The sequence below is a fragment of the Streptomyces sp. NPDC102451 genome (genome assembly GCF_044765485.1).
Taxonomy (GTDB): Bacteria; Actinomycetota; Actinomycetes; order Streptomycetales; family Streptomycetaceae; genus Streptomyces.
In genome coordinates this window covers 361,203-377,448 of the sequence record NZ_JBIWKD010000004.1, presented here as the reverse complement: position 1 = coordinate 377,448, position 16,246 = coordinate 361,203, and the positions used below count along the sequence as shown (strand labels likewise).

Genomic DNA, 16,246 nt, shown 5'->3' with positions numbered 1-16,246 from the left:
TCACGTCACCCGGGGCGACGGCTCCGGGCTCGCGGTCGCCAGCGGCGAGCGGGCGAGGACGACACACCCGGCGGCGATCAGCGCCACCCCGATCAGCTGGGGCAGCAGCCACCACCCCGTGCGCAGCTCCTCGCCGAACAGCGTCACCCCGTAGGTGATGCTGATCAGCGCGTCCCCGAGCGTCAGCATCGGCTGCACCGCCACCAGCGAACCCGCCTGGAGCGCGTTCTGGAGGAGGAACAGCGCACCCACACCGGCCGCCGCGGTGGCATACAGCTGCCACGCCGTCAGCAGCCCCACCGCACCGTCGCTGTCCAGCCGCGACATGGCGTCCTTCATCAGCGCGGCCGTGAGCGCGTACCCGCACGCCGCGGCCAGCCCCAGCAGCGCCGCCCGGGCGTTGCCGGAGGTGCCGAGCGCCGCTCCGATCAGCGCGGCCTCGAAGACCCCGGTCACCACCAGCGCCGGGATCCAGGCCGCCCCCTGGACGTCGTCGCTGCCGCCGACCGGCGCGGCGGCGGCCATGCCGAGGGCCAGGCCCACCGTCACGGCGGCCACCCCGGACCAGACCGGGCGCGGTACCCCGACCCGCATGACGAACCCGGCCACGAGCAGGGTCGCGGGCAGCTCGATCACGAAGATCGGCTGGACCACGGCGATGGGACCCGTGGCCAGCGCCACCGCCTGGCACACCGCGGCGACGATGACGAGACCGATCCCCGCGAGCCACACCTTCTGCCGCAGCAGATGCCCGATCAGCGACACGTGCATCGCCTCGCTGTCGGGCACCTTCAGGGCGGCGCGGCGCTGCAGCACCGAGGCGGTTCCGTTGCTGAGAGCCGTCAGGACGGCGAACAGGACACTGATCACCCGCCCCATCATGAGGGCCGACCGCTCCCTGCCCGCGATGCCGCCGACCGTGCGAGTGTCGCCCGATTCCGGACCCCGGCCCGGCACTCCCGCGTAACCTGCGGACCATGGCCGCCAAGAACGCTCCCGTGCTCTCCACCCGCGCCCTCAACAGGGCAACGATGGAACGCCAGTTGCTGCTCCGCCGCACCGCCGTACCGGTGAAGGACGCCGTCAGCCACCTGGTCGGCCTGCAGGCCCAGAACACCAGGCCGCCCTACTTCCAGCTCTTCTCCCGGCTGGAGGGCTTCGACCCGGCCGCGCTCTCGGCGCTGATGGAGTCCCGCGAGGTGGTCAGGATCGTCAGCCTGCGCTCCACCATCCACACCCACACCGCCGAGGACGCCCTCACCCTGCGCCCCCTGGTCCAGCCGGCGCGCGACCGGGAGCTGAACATGTTCCGGAGCGGGCTCACGGGCGTGGACCTCGACCGGCTCGCCTCACTCGCCAGGAAGCTCGTGGAGGAACGGCCGCGCACCATGAAGGAGTTGCGGGAGGAACTCCTCCTCCACTGGCCGGACGCCGACCCCCGGGCACTCGCCGTCGCCGCCCGCTGCCGGCTGCCGCTCGTCCAGGTCACCCCGCGGGGCCTGTGGGGGCGCAGCGGGCAGGTCGCCCTGACGACCGCCGAGCACTGGCTGGACACCCCGTCGCAGCCCGCCGCCTCACCCGACGCCACCGTGCTGCGCTACCTCGGCGCCTTCGGACCGGCCTCCGTGAAGGACATGCAGATGTGGGCCGGACTCACCCGGATGCGCGAGGTCTTCGAACGCCTGCGGCCCCGGCTCGTCACCTTCCGCGACGAGAACGGCGTCGAACTCTTCGACCTGCCCGACGCCCCGCGCCCCGACCCCGACACCCCGGCCCCGCCCCGCTTCCTCCCCGAGTTCGACAACGTCCTGCTCGGTCACGCCGACCGGACCCGGGTGATCCCTCCCGCCTACAAGGGCCGCAACGGCATGGGCAACCAGTCCTACGGGACCGTCCTGGCCGACGGCTTCCTCGCCGCGCTCTGGCGCCTCGACGAGACCTCGGACGCGGACACCGCCGTCATCACCGTGCAGGCGCTGGGCCCTCTCGACCCGGCCACCCGCGAGGAGATCACCCAGGAGGCGGTCGACCTCCAGACGGCGATGTCCCGGGCACCTGCCTACGACGTCCGGTTCGGCACGTTCGTCGACTTCGGGGACTGAGCAGCCGTCCGTCCGGGGACCGGGCGGACGGCCGCCCTACGGCAGCAGCCCGGCGCGCCGCGCCGCCACGACGGCCTCCAGCCGGGTGCGTGCCCCCAGCTTCCGCATCGCGGACCGCAGATAGCTCTTCACGGTCTCCGGCCGCAGCCCCAGCCGCTCGGCCGCCGAGGCGTTCGTCGCGCCCGACGCGACGCAGGCGATCACATCCACCTCGCGCGGCGCCAGCCGAACCCGCCCGGCCGCCGGGCTCCGGTCCGTCCCCGCGGCCGACGCGAGCCGCCCGCACACCGAGAGCAGCTCGTCACGCAGAGCCGGGTCCACGATCCTCGGGGCCAGGGCACGCAGCTCGCGATGGGCCTCGCGGACGTCCTCCCAGGCGCCGGGGCCCATGCCCGGATCGGTGATCTGCTCCCGGGTCGCCGCCAGCAGCTGCTGCACCTCGTCCCGGACGGCCAGCGCCTGCTCCACGTCGCGGGCCGCCGACGCCGCCGCGTCGAACGTACGGTCCCCGAGCGTGAGCGGCTCGCGCAGCGCCCCGTACAGCACGCCGCGCACCACCCGGCGCACGACGACGGGCACCGCGACGACCGAGCGCAGGCCCTCCGCCGCGACGGCCGTGTCGTACTCGTGGCTGATGTGGCGCGACGAGGGGTAGTCCGTGACCGCGCACGGCCGTGACAGCGCCATCGCCTTTCCGCCGAGCCCGCTGCCCGCCGAGATGACCAGCCCGCGCAGCGCGGGCGTCTGCGCCCCGCTCAGCTCGGCGATCCGCGCGTGGCGGGCGTCGGACAGCAGCCCGCCGAAGACCACGGGCAGCCCGCTGGTCCTGCGCAGCCCGATCAGGGCCGCCCGCACCTCGGTCGCCTCGCCCGGTTCCGCCACGCCGCTGATTCTCCGCCCTGTCGTCCTCACCCTCGTTCGGGGGTGGTGAGATCTGGGTCACTGTTCACATGATGTTAAAGGACGGGTTACGCGACGAGGAGGGCACATGCCGGCAACGAGTGCGACGGAGACGTTCCGGGCTGCCCGGGACTTCCTGATCGAGCACCGTGAGGACTACACCACGGCGTACGAGGGCTTCCGCTGGCCCCGCCCCGACCACTTCAACTGGGCGCTCGACTGGTTCGACGTCATCGCCGAGGACAACGACCGCACCGCCCTGCACATCGTGGAGGAGGACGGCGGCCGCACCGAGGTGTCCTTCGCCCGGATGGCGGCCCGCTCCAACCGGGCGGCGAACTGGCTGAGGGAACAGGGCGTGGCCGCGGGCGACCGGATCCTCGTCATGCTCGGCAACCAGACCGAGCTGTGGGAGACGGCTCTGGCCGCGATGAAGCTCCGCGCCGTCGTCATCCCCGCCACCCCCCTGCTGGGCCCGGTCGATCTCCGCGACCGGGTCGAGCGCGGCAGGGTCCGCCACGTCCTCGTACGGTCGGCGGACACCGCCAAGTTCGACGAGGTGCCCGGCGACTACACCCGGATCGCCGTCGGTGACGAGACCGCCGGCTGGCTCTCCTACGGCGGGGCCGACGAGGCACCGGAGACCTTCACCCCGGACCGGGAGACCGACGCCGGGGAACCCCTGATGCTCTACTTCACCTCGGGCACCACGGCCAGCCCGAAGCTCGTCGAGCACACCCATGTCTCCTACCCCGTGGGCCACTTGTCGACGATGTACTGGATCGGGCTCAAGCCCGGCGACGTCCATCTGAACATCTCCTCACCCGGCTGGGCGAAGCACGCCTGGTCGAACCTCTTCGCGCCGTGGAGCGCCGAAGCCACCGTCTTCATCTTCAACTACACCCGGTTCGACGCGGCCCGGCTGATGGCCGAGATGGACCGCTCCGCGATCACCAGCTTCTGCGCCCCGCCGACCGTCTGGCGCATGCTCATCCAGGCCGACCTCGCGCAGCTGAAGACGCCGCCGCGTGAGGTCGTCGCGGCCGGCGAGCCCCTCAACCCCGAGGTCATCGAGAGCGTCCGGCGCGCCTGGGGCGTCACCATCCGCGACGGCTTCGGGCAGACGGAGACCGCCGTGCAGGTCGCCAACACACCGGGGCAGCTGCTGAAGGCCGGCTCCATGGGGCGGCCCAGCCCCGGCTTCGAGGTCGAGCTGCTGAACCCGGTCACCGGTGAGCCGGGCGCGACGGAGGGCGAGATCTCCCTCGACCTGGCCACCGTCCCCGTCGGCCTGATGACGGGGTACCACGGTGACCCCGAGCGCACCGCCGAGGCCATGGCGGGGGGTTACTACCGCACCGGTGACATCGGCGCGCGGGACGAGGACGGCTACATCACCTATGTGGGCCGGGCCGACGACGTGTTCAAGGCCTCCGACTACAAGATCTCGCCGTTCGAGCTGGAGAGCGCCCTGCTGGAGCACGAGGCGGTCGCCGAGGCCGCGGTCGTGCCCGCCCCGGACCCGGTGAGGCTCTCCGTCCCGAAGGCGTACGTCGTGCTCGCCGAGGGCTGGGAGCCCGGCCCCGGCACGGCCAGGGTGCTGTTCGAGCACTCCCGGGCGGTCCTCGCCCCGTACAAGCGCATCCGCCGGCTGGAGTTCGCCGAGCTGCCCAAGACCGTCTCCGGGAAGATCCGCAGGATCGAGCTGCGCGAGCGCACGGCGCAGGGCACCGGCACCGAGTTCGACGAGGGGGACCTGCGATGACCGGCCTGTCCTACGCGCACGGCACCAGCACCACGGAACTGCTGGGCGACACCATCGGACGCAACCTGGACCGGGCCGTCGAGGCGTACGGGGAGCGGGAGGCCCTGGTTGACGTCGTGTCAGGACGCCGCTGGACGTACGCGGAGTTCGGCGCCGCCGTCGAGGAGCTGGCCCGCGGGCTGATGGCGTCCGGGGTGGCCAAGGGCGACCGGGTCGGCATCTGGGCGGTCAACTGCCCCGAGTGGGTCCTCGTCCAGTACGCCACGGCCCGGATCGGCGCCGTCATGGTCAACATCAACCCGTCCTACCGCGCGCACGAGCTGGAGTACGTCCTGAAGCAGTCCGGGATCTCCGTCCTGGTCGCCTCGCTCGCGCACCGCACCAGCGACTACCGCGCGCTGGTCCGGCAGGTCCGCCCCGACTGCCCCGCGCTGCGCTCCGTCCACTTCATCGGCGACCCCTCCTGGGACGAGCTGACCGCCGCTTCGGCGTCGGTGACGACGCAGCAGCTGGCGGCACGCGAGGCGGAGCTGTCCTGCGACGACCCGATCAACATCCAGTACACCTCGGGGACCACCGGATTCCCGAAGGGGGCCACGCTCTCCCACCACAGCATCCTCAACAACGGTTACTTCGTGGGGGAGATGGTCGCCTACACCGAGCAGGACCGGGTCTGCCTGCCCGTCCCCTTCTACCACTGCTTCGGCATGGTCATGGGGAACCTCGGCATCACCTCGCACGGCGCCTGCATCGTGATCCCCGCGCCCGCCTTCGAGCCAGCGGCCGTGCTGGCCGCCGTCCAGCAGGAGCGCTGCACCTCGCTCTACGGCGTGCCCACGATGTTCATCGCGGAGCTCGGCCTGCCCGACTTCGCCTCGTACGACCTCTCCTCGCTCCGCACCGGGATCATGGCCGGATCGCCGTGCCCGGTCGAGGTGATGAAACGGGTCGTCGCGGAGATGCACATGGACGAGGTGTCCATCTGCTACGGCATGACGGAGACCTCGCCGGTCTCCACCCAGACCCGGCGGGAGGACGATCTGGAGCGCCGCACGGGCACGGTCGGACGGGTGATGCCGCACATCGAGGTGAAGGTCGTCGACCCGGTGACGGGCGTGACCCTGCCACGCGGTGAGTCCGGTGAACTGTGCACCCGGGGCTACAGTGTGATGCTCGGCTACTGGGACCAGCCGGAGCGGACCGCCGAAGCGATCGACGCCGGACGCTGGATGCACACGGGGGACCTCGCGACGATGCGGGAGGACGGGTACGTCCAGATCGTCGGCCGGATCAAGGACATGATCATCCGTGGTGGCGAGAACGTGTACCCGCGCGAGATCGAGGAGTTCCTCCACAGCCACCCGAAGGTCGCGGACGTCCAGGTGGTCGGGGTGCCGGACGACAGGTACGGCGAGGAGATCCTGGCCTGTGTGATCCCCCGCGACCCGGCCGATCCGCCGACGCTCGACGAGGTGGCGGCGTACTGCGGTGAGCAGCTGGCGCATTACAAGGTCCCGCGCAAGCTGCGGATCCTTGAGGCGTTCCCGATGACCGTCAGCGGTAAGGTCCGGAAGGTCGAACTGCGGGAGGGGTACGGCGCGTAGCTCCCGCCGGCTGGATCAGGCGGCCTCGATGACGCCGGAGCCTATCCCCTGGGTCGCCGCCGCCCACTCGATGAGCAGCACCTCGTACTCCGCGGCCTCCACGTGTGTCCAGTCCTGGCCGGCCCGGGAGTCGACGAGGGCGCGGATCGCGTCGTTGGCCTCGACGACCGACGGGTGGACGGGCTGGGTGAGGAATACGGGGGCGGAGTGAGTGGGAAGCCGAGGAGTTAAGACCATGCCTTCACTCTACGTCCTCATACTGACAACAGCTCGAACATATGCGGCTGGCAGGGCACAGGTGACCGAAATCATTCGGCGGGGGCGGGTCCGACGCTGATTAATTCGTCCGCGGGGCCGTTCACCGGCTGCGGGGTGCCGGTGAGGTCGAGGACGAACAGCGGGATGGCGAGGCCGTCGGCGCGTGAACGGGCCTCGTCCGTGTAGCCGGCCAGGGAGAACAGGGCTCCGGACACCGAGGTGTTGAGGGCGTTCAGCCAGAGGCACTCGACATCGCGCAGCGAGGTCGGCCGTGTCGTCGCGTCGACCTGTGCGATGAGACCGGCGGCCCTGAGGTCGATCCGGGACGTGGGCCGCACCTCGGGCTGGACGATGTCGCGGAAACCCAGCCATCTCAGGTAGAGCGCCGCGGTGTTCACCGCGTCGCGGGCCGTCCGTATCACCAGAGGCCTGAACGAGGGCCGTGGATGCGCGGCGGTGCGCGGCAGGGGTATGTGGGACGGGCCGGGTGAACCGCCCTCGGCGGACGGCGGGGTGGCGCCGCGCGTGGCCACCGGGCGCACGGGGATCCGCAGCACCGCGCCGCAGGGGCAGCAGAGTTCGGGGTGGGGCCACTGGTCGCGGCGCCCGCAGGAGTGGCACCGCACGCTCACCCAGTCGTCGTCCCAGGTGCGGTGCGTGATGAGCACGGCCGGTGCGCCGCGCATCAGCGGCGGGGCCGTCGGCGATCCGCAAGGGCAGGGGTATACCGGCGTGATGTACGCGTGCTCCCGGCGGCAGGCCGGGCAGCGCACCGGTACGGACTCCACGTGCTGCCCCTTTCCTCCGCCTTCGCGGCGGCGACTGCGTTCCGTACCCCATCGTCCACCAGGAGCGACGTTCAGGGGAGCGATTTGCGCACTTCGGGCCGATGGTCTCCGCCGCTTCGTCCGCTCTCCCTTGACGACGGTGCCGGGCCGCCCTACATTACTTTCACATAGCAGAATTAAGTTTCCGTAACGTGGAATTAGTGCTCTCAGGTGGCGCGACAGAGCCCGACTCCACCAGGTCCGAGCAGGAGCACTCATGCCTCGTATGACCGCTGCCCGAGCGGCAGTTGAGATCCTCAAGCGCGAAGGTGTCAGCAACGCGTTCGGCGTGCCGGGTGCGGCGATCAACCCGTTCTACGCGGCCCTCAAGGCCTCCGGCGGGGTGCAGCACACCCTGGCCCGGCACGTCGAGGGCGCCTCCCACATGGCCGAGGGGTACACCCGGGCCCGGGCGGGCAACATCGGCGTCTGCATCGGTACGTCGGGGCCCGCCGGCACCGACATGATCACCGGCCTCTACTCGGCGATCGCCGACTCGATCCCGATCCTCTGCATCACCGGCCAGGCGCCCACCGCCGTCCTCCACAAGGAGGACTTCCAGGCCGTCGACATCGCCTCGATCGCCGCGCCGGTGACCAAGGCCGCGACCACCGTCCTGGAGGCCGCGCAGGTCCCGGGCGTCTTCCAGCAGGCCTTCCACCTGATGCGCACCGGCCGGCCGGGACCGGTCCTCGTCGACCTGCCCATCGATGTGCAGCTCACCGAGATCGAGTTCGACCCCGAGCTGTACGAACCGCTGCCCGTGCACAAGCCCGCCGCGAGCCGTAAGCAGATCGAGCGTGCCGTCCAGATGCTCAACGCCTCCGAGCGGCCGCTGCTCGTCGCGGGCGGCGGCATCATCAACGCCGACGCGTCCGGACTCCTGGTGGAGTTCGCCGAGCTGACCGGAGTCCCGGTCGTCCCCACCCTGATGGGCTGGGGCATCCTGCCCGACGACCACGAACTGAACGCGGGCATGGTCGGCCTGCAGACCTCGCACCGCTACGGCAACGCGAACTTCCTGGAGTCCGACTTCGTCCTCGGCATCGGCAACCGCTGGGCCAACCGCCACACCGGCAAGCTGGACGTCTACACCGAGGGCCGCACCTTCGTCCACGTCGACATCGAACCCACCCAGCTGGGCAAGATCTTCGCCCCCGACCTCGGTATCGCCTCCGACGCCAAGGCGGCGCTGGAACTCTTCGTCGAGGTGGCGCGGGAGCTGAAGGCGGCGGGCGAGCTGAAGGACCGCTCGGCCTGGGCGGCGTCCACCCAGGAGCGCAGGGCGACCCTCCAGCGGCGTACGCACTTCGACAACGTGCCGCTGAAGCCGCAGCGGGTGTACGAGGAGATGAACCGGGCGTTCGGCCCCGAGACCCGGTACGTCACCACCATCGGCCTCTCCCAGATCGCGGGCGCGCAGATGCTGCACGTCTACCGCCCCCGCCACTGGATCAACTGCGGCCAGGCCGGCCCGCTCGGCTGGACAATCCCTGCCGCGCTGGGCGTCGCCACGGCCGACCCGGACGGCTCCGTGGTCGCCCTCTCCGGCGACTACGACTTCCAGTTCATGCTGGAGGAGCTCGCCGTCGGCGCACAGCACCGCATCCCGTACGTCCACGTCCTGGTGAACAACTCCTACCTGGGGCTGATCCGCCAGGCGCAGCGCAACTTCGACATCGACTTCCAGGTCAACCTGGAGTTCGAGAACCTCAACTCCCCGGAGCTGGGCGTCTACGGCGTGGACCACGTCAAGGTCGTCGAGGGCCTGGGCTGCAAGGCGATCCGCGTCACCGAGCCGGACCAGCTGCTGCCGGCCTTCGAGGAGGCCAAGAAGCTCGCGGCGGAACACCGGGTCCCGGTCGTGGTCGAGGCGATCCTGGAGCGCGTCACGAACATCTCGATGAGCGGGAGCGACATCGCCTCCGTCAACGAGTTCGAGGACGTCGCCTCCGAACCGGGCCACGCCCCGACGGCGATCCGCCCGTACGTGGGGGCCTGAGCCCGGAGGGGCTTACAGCTGCGCCCTCGAAGAGCACCTGCGGGTAACCGTGGGTGCTCTTTCGGCTTGCGCCGGCAAACCGCGCCGGGGACTCGTGGAACCCCGGCGCCAGCCGCAGCATGACTCGGCGGGCGACGCTGGGGCGAACTGATCACCTCACCCAGCGGCAATCACCGCAGAGCAAGTGAGGCTACGGTTAGCTGGGTTACAGCCAACCCTCGCGGAATGCGGCTTGTTCGCATCGTTACTCGCCGGTTCCTGTTGATGGCACCGCTTCTTTCCCGCATCCTGGAAGGCTTTCCGTCGAGCCATGACCTGGGGGTTAGGTGTCTCTTCACGCTGCACTTCGTGCGAACAGTCCAGAGGCGGTCCACCGCACGCGCCAACTTATCGAATATATGCGCGAAATTGTTCGCGGCTCGCACAAGCCGGTGCGGGATTGGCAGAAGTATCCGGAGGTCCTCTGGCTCTCCAGCCTGCCGGACGACAGGCTGCAGCGGCACCCGGACGGTGACGGGCTGCTGCTCAAGGTGCCACACCGCCCGCCAAGGCCGGCTCCTGCACTGCCCGAGGTGCTGGTGGGATGGGTCGACCCCGAGGCCGCCGCTACCGCGACGCCCGAAGCGCCACCGCTAGCCGAGTCGGGGCCGGGGCAGGGGTGGCAGGAGGACGAGAACGGAGACCTGTTCGAGGTTTCCGAAATCCTCCGGGAGGAAGCACACGAAGTGTTGCGGGTCTACTCGCGATGGCTCGACGTGTGGCGTAAGTGGTCGGAAAAGGAGCGTGTCGACCGGCCGTATCGGGAACTTCATCAGCAGCTATACCGAATGGTGACCAGGATTCAGCAGGACGGCGAGGAGTACGAGGCTGTGCTGGGGGCCGGATTGCTGAATATCGGATCTGCGCGTCCGTCGGCGCGGATAGCCCGGCATATCCTGACGGCGCCGCTGATGCTCACCATGAATTCCGTCAATATGACCATCACCGTCGCTCTCACGTCCGGCGACCCTGCGCGGCTGGAGGACAGCGAGTTCCTCGACGCGGACGAGGGATACAGCACACGGCTACTGGGCGCGCTGCGGGACCGTGTCGACGCCGAAGGATTCCATCCGCTGTCCCGTGACTCCCAGGATGCGCTGGCTGCTTGGGCGGAGAGGGCATTTGGTACCGATCGCGCGGTGGCGTTCCACCACGGCTGGGGCCGCCCGCCTGCCGACCCGGCGCTGCCGGTGCCCACACTCGGGTTCGCGCCGGCGATCATTCTCCGTCAGCGGGGCCAGGGCGCCCTCGTGAACTTCTACGATGGCATCGCGAACCGCCTTTCCAAGCCTGGTGCCATCGCTCCCCTGGGGCTGGCTCAGTTGTTGTACAAGCTTGAAGCGGAGGACCGCAGAGTGTGGGGCACGGCGGGTGGCCGGGACGTGCCTCCCGCCCTCGGCCCCGACCCGCTGTTTCCGCTGCTGTCGAACGAAGCCCAGCGGGAGGTGCTTAGACGCCTACAGACCGATACCGGCGTCGTCGTTCAGGGGCCGCCCGGCACGGGAAAGACGCACACCATCGCCAATCTCGTGTGTGCCTTGTTGGCGGATGGCAAGAGGGTGCTCGTGACGAGCGAGAAGAGCCAGGCACTAAAGGTCTTGAGGAAACAGCTGCCCGCCGAGCTGCGCAGCCTATGTGTCCTTCAGGGCGGCCGGCGCGAGGACGGCAGCGGTGACCTTGAGCAGTCCGTGCGCGCACTCTCCCAGCTCAGTGCCACCCAGTCGACGGAGCGTCTGGACATTCGGATCAAGGGCCATGAGGCGCTGCGCTCGAAGCTGTCTGGCACCCGCGCGCGGCTTCGGGACGAACTCCGTACTGTTCGTGAGGCGGAGTGGTACGAACACCTCGATGTGGCACCGGGTTACGAGGGGCGGCTCGCGGAGATCGTGGAGACCGTCGCTGCCAGTGCGCCGAAGTATGACTGGATGCCCGCCTTGCCCACATCGGCACCGCGTGAACCCTCGTTCAGCGAGAACGAGGCCCAGCGCTTACTAGGTCTAGTGGCCCGGCATGGGGCTGGGGTGCTGGAAGAGCATGCTGCTCGCTGCCCGGACCCCGCAGACTTTGTGTCACCCGTGTTGTTCGAAGAGGCGGTCAGCACCTTGGACGCAGCGGTGCGCTCCTGCGCCGAAGCATCATCCGACACGCTGTCCGTCGAGCTCGCGAATCAGGGGCCCGATCTGATCACGACGTTGATAGAGCTTCTGGATGCAGCTGAGCACGCACTCCAGAGTGAAGGGCTACCAGGTGAGCCAGCGGCGTGGTTGCCGGGCGAATGGACCACGCGTGCCCTGCGAGACGGTATGGCCGGCCAGCGTAGCCAGTTGTGGGACGCAGTGCGCCGGTCGGCCGCACGCGCTGAGGAGGTGCAAAGCGCGCTTCACCGAAATCCCTTTGCCGTGCTCGACGTACCTGACGTGGCGCTCGCCGAGGAGTCGCGCCTCATCGCCGCTGGGAGGGACCTCGAGCAGTTCCTGCGAGGTGGCGGCAAGCTGCGGAAATTGATGCCGAAGCCGGTCCAGAAGGAAGCCCAAGTTTTGCTTCAAGGTTGCCGAGTGGACGGGCGATTGCCCAGTACGCCGGATGAGATCTCCGCACTCGTGGCTCACCTGGCCGCACGCCAGTGCGTTCGGCAGCTGAACGAGCGCTGGCAGAGTGTCGGCGCACCTGCCGCCGAGGGTTTCACTGAGGTCGCTCTGTCGGAGCTGCTGGACCGGGTGCCGACGCTCCGAGCGGTGGACGGGTTCACTCAGTCCGTGCGTACGCTGCACGACGTTCTACTCAAGGCCCGAATCAAGGCCACAGTGCGGACGGCGCAGCAGTGGGACGACGTCCGTACATCGGCGAACTGTGCGGGACTGCTGCTGCAGGCCCGAGCGGCGGAAGAGAGGCTCCGGTCGATCGGCGAGCAGCTGCCGCGACCCGATGCCCACGGAGTGGCTGAGCTGGCGGAGGTGCACCGAGCCGTCACCACCCGTGATCCGCAAGCGTACGTGGCCGCGATCGAATCACTGACCGAGGCGTTCCATCGCGAGGCCGATCGCCGGGAGGCACGCAAACTCCTGGACCGACTGTCCGGAGATCACCCCGAACTGTCCCGTCACTTTGCCGAGTCCCCGACCGATGAGGCTTGGGAGAGCCGACTCGTGCACTTGGACGGTGCCTGGGCATGGCGGCGTGCGCGTACCTTCCAGGACACGATGCTGACACCTGGCAGGGAACCCAAGCTGGAGGGGGAGCTGGAAGCGGTCGAGGCGCAGTTGAAGAGCACGGTGACCCAACTGGCGGCCGACAGAGCGCTGTACCACTGCTTGGACCGGATGACGGCCGGCCAGAAGCAGGCACTGAGTGCCTACGCGTCGGCCACGGCGAACGCCGGCAGGGGAATGACGGCACTCGGCAAACGGCATCTTAAAGCGGCTCGTTCCGCGATGCGTGACGCACGTGACGCGGTGCCGGCGTGGGTTATGCCGATAAAGCAAGTAGCCGAAATGATCGATCCCGAACCGGATGCCTTCGATGTCGTCATCGTGGACGAGGCCAGCCAGGTCGGTTTGGACGGCCTGATGCTGCTGTGGCTCGCTCCGAGGGTCATCGTCGTGGGTGACGACAAGCAGTGTGTTCCGTTCTACACGGGCGGTAAGCACGAGCGCCTCAACGAACTCCTCGACTCACTCCTGCCCCATCTCACCGACTGGCAGCGGGACGGGCTCAGCCCCAAGTCGAACCTCTACGACCTGCTGTCGGCGCGATTCAGCGAGACGATCCGACTCACCGAGCACTTCCGATGCATGCCAGAGATCATCAAGTGGTCCTCCGCTCAGTTCTATCCCGACAACGAACTCGTACCCCTGCGGCAGTACGGAGCGGACCGCCTACGGCCCCTCGAAGTCGTCCACGTCCATGAAGGCCACTGCGAAGGACGGCGAGAGACGCTGATCAACCGGCCAGAAGCTGAGCGCATCGTCGCCAAGTTGCAGGAACTCGCAGAGGATAAGGCGTACGCGAAAAAGACTCTTGGAGTGATCGTGCTCCGTTCCGGACACCAGACGCGGCTGCTGGAAAATCTCATCGACACACGGATCGACTCCGCGGTCCAGGAGCGGCACAACATGCGAGTGGGCACGGCCGAACAGTTTCAGGGGGATGAACGGGACGTCATCCTGCTCTCTCTGGTAGTCGATGCTGACAACACTCGGGCCCTGACTGGCCAGGGCGACGGAAGGCGATTTAACGTGGCCGCCAGCCGGGCCCGTGACCAGATGTGGCTGTTCACCTCCGTCACGCCGGACCAGCTGCGCAGCAAGGACCTGCGCCACTCTCTGCTCACCTATATGCAGGCGCCGCCGGAACTCCAGGGAACCTCTCCCGGCCTATCCACGGTGTCACCCGACGATCGATGCGAACCGTTCGACTCTCTGTTTGAGCAGCGGGTATTTCGCAGGATCAAAGAGAACGGCTATCACGTCGTCCCGCAGTGGAAGGCCAGCGGCAAACGTATCGACCTCGTCGTCGTCGGAGAGTCGGGGCGCCTCGCCGTGGAGTGCGACGGCAGCCCGTATCACTCCTCCCCTGACCAGATCCGTGACGACTACGAGCGAGAGCGGGAACTGCGCCGGGCAGGCTGGCAGTTTTGGCGTGTTCGGAGTAGCGAGTTCGCTCTGTCCCCGGAGGATTCGCTAGCGCCGCTGTGGAAGCGCCTTGACGCTCTGGGCATCCGGCCCGGGGTCATCGAGCAGACCCAGGGCGAATCGGCGAGCACATGGGTCCCGGTCGAGGTGGATGATGCCGACCTCACCGCCGATGAACTCGACGCCATGCTCGATGAGGATGCGTCCGTCCATCTCGAAGGAGTCTGATGTGAACGAGATTTTTGACGACAGCACGCTGACAGAGATCGCCCATCTGATCTGCGGGGACGAGACGTCGCTTCTCTACCGGAAGGGGTACGAGATTGCTGCGTTCTTTCAGCGGGCGGGCTGGGACGACGTTCCGGACTACGACGGCACACCTAGACACAAGTGGGCCCGGGAACTCCTCAAGGAGCGGCAGGAGGACGGCACGGACGACGCCAAGCGCGCAATCCTGCGCCTCGCGAACCGCCTTGAGTACTACAACCAACAGCACGAGTACCGCGCCACGCTAAAGCGGCTTAATGAGGTACTCGTGCTCGACGGGCGCCGGATCGGCGAGGACGGAGGTCAGCCGGCCCTCGTCCGCTGCGAAGCCGGTTTCGAAGACGAGGTACTGCAGCTGCCGCGTGTCGAGCTGAAAGTCTCTGTGAAGGATGTGGTGAGCGACCCGGATCTCGCTACAGCTGTGCAGCTTCGGCTGGACGAGGCACGCACCTGCTACGAGCACGGCGCCTACACGTCGGCGATCATCATGCTGGGCAGCCTTCTCGAGGGAGTGCTCGCCCATGCAGCACAGGTCCGCACGACGGGCGAGCGCATGCCAAAGCCGTTGCGAAGCATGGGGCTAAATGACTTCGTGGAGTTCGCATTCAAGAACAGATGGATCGAGCACGATGCCAAGCTGGCCTCTGAGCTTGTCCGGCACTACAGGAATCTCGTCCATCCCTTGGCGGAAAAGAAGACCGGACACAGTCCGAACCGCGACACGCTCGACATGTGCTGGCCGGTGGTGAACGCCACGCTGAACGATCTTGCGGCGACAGCGACAGTGCCCCCTGCCTCGGTTTCAGTGCCTGCGGCCTCAGAGCCAGGTCGTGGCCGTGCCCCCCGCGGCCCCGCACAACGCCCAACGCCAGCCTCCGTCGCTCGTCGTCGGCCGGGCGGCGGAGCGGTGGCGGCCACTTGAGCCGGGGGTGTCCCCATTCCAGCGCAGGTGGAGAAGTGCGTATCCCGCCATGCAGCCGTTGTGCGGACAGGCGGCCACTAGCTGACGATGCCCAGCGGTGACCGGCCGCGCTGCTCTCAGGCCCTCGCCAAATCAGGCAGTGACGCGAGCTGCTCGTTCGCGGAGTTCCTGCGCCTCAGGAACTCCGCTGTACCGCCGCAGGCGTACGTGCATGTCCCGCAGCGCGGCCTGGACCTTGGCCGAGCGGATGCCGTCGGCGCAGTTGAGGAACTCGCGCCAGGTGGCCATGGCGCCGTCGACGTCGCCTTGGCGTAGGCGTACGCCGCCGAGGTCGGCGAGGACGATGGCGCGGGTGCGGCGGCGGTCGAGGCCGTGGATGTCGAGGGCGAGGTGGAGGTGTTCTTCGGCGGCGTCGAGGTCGCCGAGGCGGGAGAGGATCATGCCGGACTCGTGGGCCCACCGGCCGGGGGAGTAGTGGGCGGCCCAGGAGTCGCTGCCTGCGGCAGCGGGTTTGCCGATGGCGGTCTCGGACATGGCGAGGTGCTTGGTCGCCATGTGGCGGTCGTCGTCCTGGGCGGCGGCGTTGGCGAGGGTGGCTTCGTAGTAGGCGACGGCTCGCGGGTTGTCCAGGTGGCGGCCGTACTCCACGCAGGCAGGGCGGTGGCGGACAGTTCGGCGTCGCCGGCCTCGGCGGCCAGGCGGAAGGAGTGGGCGTAGTAGCCCTGGGCGAGCCCTCGTAGTTCGGGGGTGTCGCCTTCGTCCTGGGCCATCCACCCCGCGAGGTGGACGAGCTGGGAGGTCGCGGCGAACAGCTGGCGCCCAGTGGCTTCGGTGAAGCGGCCTTCCAGCCAGGGAGCGACGTCCTGGGTCAGGTAGCGGACTGCGAGATGGCGCGCGTGGCCGCCGCCGAGTTCGGACGCCGAGTCGCC

General features: G+C 68.8%; 11 protein-coding genes. 6 read left to right on the top strand and 5 right to left on the bottom strand.

Features of this window, described 5'->3' with window-relative positions:
• The gene (locus ACIRD8_RS11975; protein WP_403989292.1) at positions 1-870 is read right to left on the bottom strand and encodes a DMT family transporter; all 870 of its coding nucleotides are present in this window, start codon (positions 868-870) and stop codon (positions 1-3) included.
• Positions 871-977: 107 nt separating this feature from the next.
• On the opposite strand from ACIRD8_RS11975, the gene ACIRD8_RS11970 reads away from it, so the two are divergent.
• Positions 978-2,102: a winged helix DNA-binding domain-containing protein gene (locus ACIRD8_RS11970; protein ID WP_403989290.1), complete on the top strand. Its 1,125-nt coding sequence runs from the start codon at positions 978-980 to the stop codon at positions 2,100-2,102.
• A 36-nt stretch (positions 2,103-2,138) separates the two neighbouring features.
• On the opposite strand, the gene ACIRD8_RS11965 is transcribed toward ACIRD8_RS11970, so the two are convergent.
• Positions 2,139-2,984, bottom strand: coding sequence for a response regulator transcription factor (locus tag ACIRD8_RS11965; protein ID WP_403989288.1), 846 nt, complete (start codon positions 2,982-2,984; stop codon positions 2,139-2,141).
• Between the two features lie 106 nt (positions 2,985-3,090).
• Here ACIRD8_RS11965 and ACIRD8_RS11960 point away from each other — a divergent pair, with 106 nt between their 5' ends.
• Entirely contained in the window at positions 3,091-4,767 is a 1,677-nt protein-coding gene (locus ACIRD8_RS11960) for an AMP-binding protein (protein ID WP_403989286.1), read from the top strand.
• Entirely contained in the window at positions 4,764-6,371 is a 1,608-nt protein-coding gene (locus ACIRD8_RS11955; RefSeq protein ID WP_403989284.1) for an AMP-binding protein, read from the top strand. The genes ACIRD8_RS11960 and ACIRD8_RS11955 overlap by 4 nt, the downstream gene beginning before the upstream one ends.
• A gap of 15 nt (positions 6,372-6,386) precedes the next feature.
• On the opposite strand, the gene ACIRD8_RS11950 is transcribed toward ACIRD8_RS11955, so the two are convergent.
• Both ACIRD8_RS11950 and ACIRD8_RS11945 read right to left on the bottom strand, forming a co-directional pair.
• Entirely contained in the window at positions 6,387-6,608 is a 222-nt protein-coding gene (locus ACIRD8_RS11950) for a hypothetical protein (RefSeq protein ID WP_403989282.1), read from the bottom strand.
• Between the two features lie 71 nt (positions 6,609-6,679).
• Positions 6,680-7,417, bottom strand: a complete 738-nt coding sequence (locus ACIRD8_RS11945; protein ID WP_403989280.1) for a hypothetical protein — start codon at positions 7,415-7,417, stop codon at positions 6,680-6,682.
• Between the two features lie 256 nt (positions 7,418-7,673).
• Between ACIRD8_RS11945 and gcl the strand changes: the two genes are divergently transcribed.
• From gcl to ACIRD8_RS11930, 3 genes are all read left to right on the top strand, one after another.
• Positions 7,674-9,458, top strand: coding sequence for a glyoxylate carboligase (gene gcl, locus ACIRD8_RS11940; RefSeq protein WP_403989278.1), 1,785 nt, complete (start codon positions 7,674-7,676; stop codon positions 9,456-9,458).
• Positions 9,459-9,856: 398 nt separating this feature from the next.
• Entirely contained in the window at positions 9,857-14,356 is a 4,500-nt protein-coding gene (locus tag ACIRD8_RS11935) for an AAA domain-containing protein (RefSeq protein ID WP_403989277.1), read from the top strand.
• A gap of 1 nt (position 14,357) precedes the next feature.
• Positions 14,358-15,317 carry a hypothetical protein gene (locus ACIRD8_RS11930; protein WP_403989275.1) on the top strand — a complete coding sequence of 320 codons (960 nt, stop codon included), beginning with the start codon at positions 14,358-14,360 and terminating at the stop codon, positions 15,315-15,317.
• 132 nt (positions 15,318-15,449) lie between these two features.
• Here the strand turns inward: ACIRD8_RS11930 and ACIRD8_RS11925 are convergent, their stop codons facing one another.
• Positions 15,450-15,965: a hypothetical protein gene (locus tag ACIRD8_RS11925; protein WP_403989273.1), complete on the bottom strand. Its 516-nt coding sequence runs from the start codon at positions 15,963-15,965 to the stop codon at positions 15,450-15,452.
• Positions 15,966-16,246 lie beyond the last annotated feature (281 nt).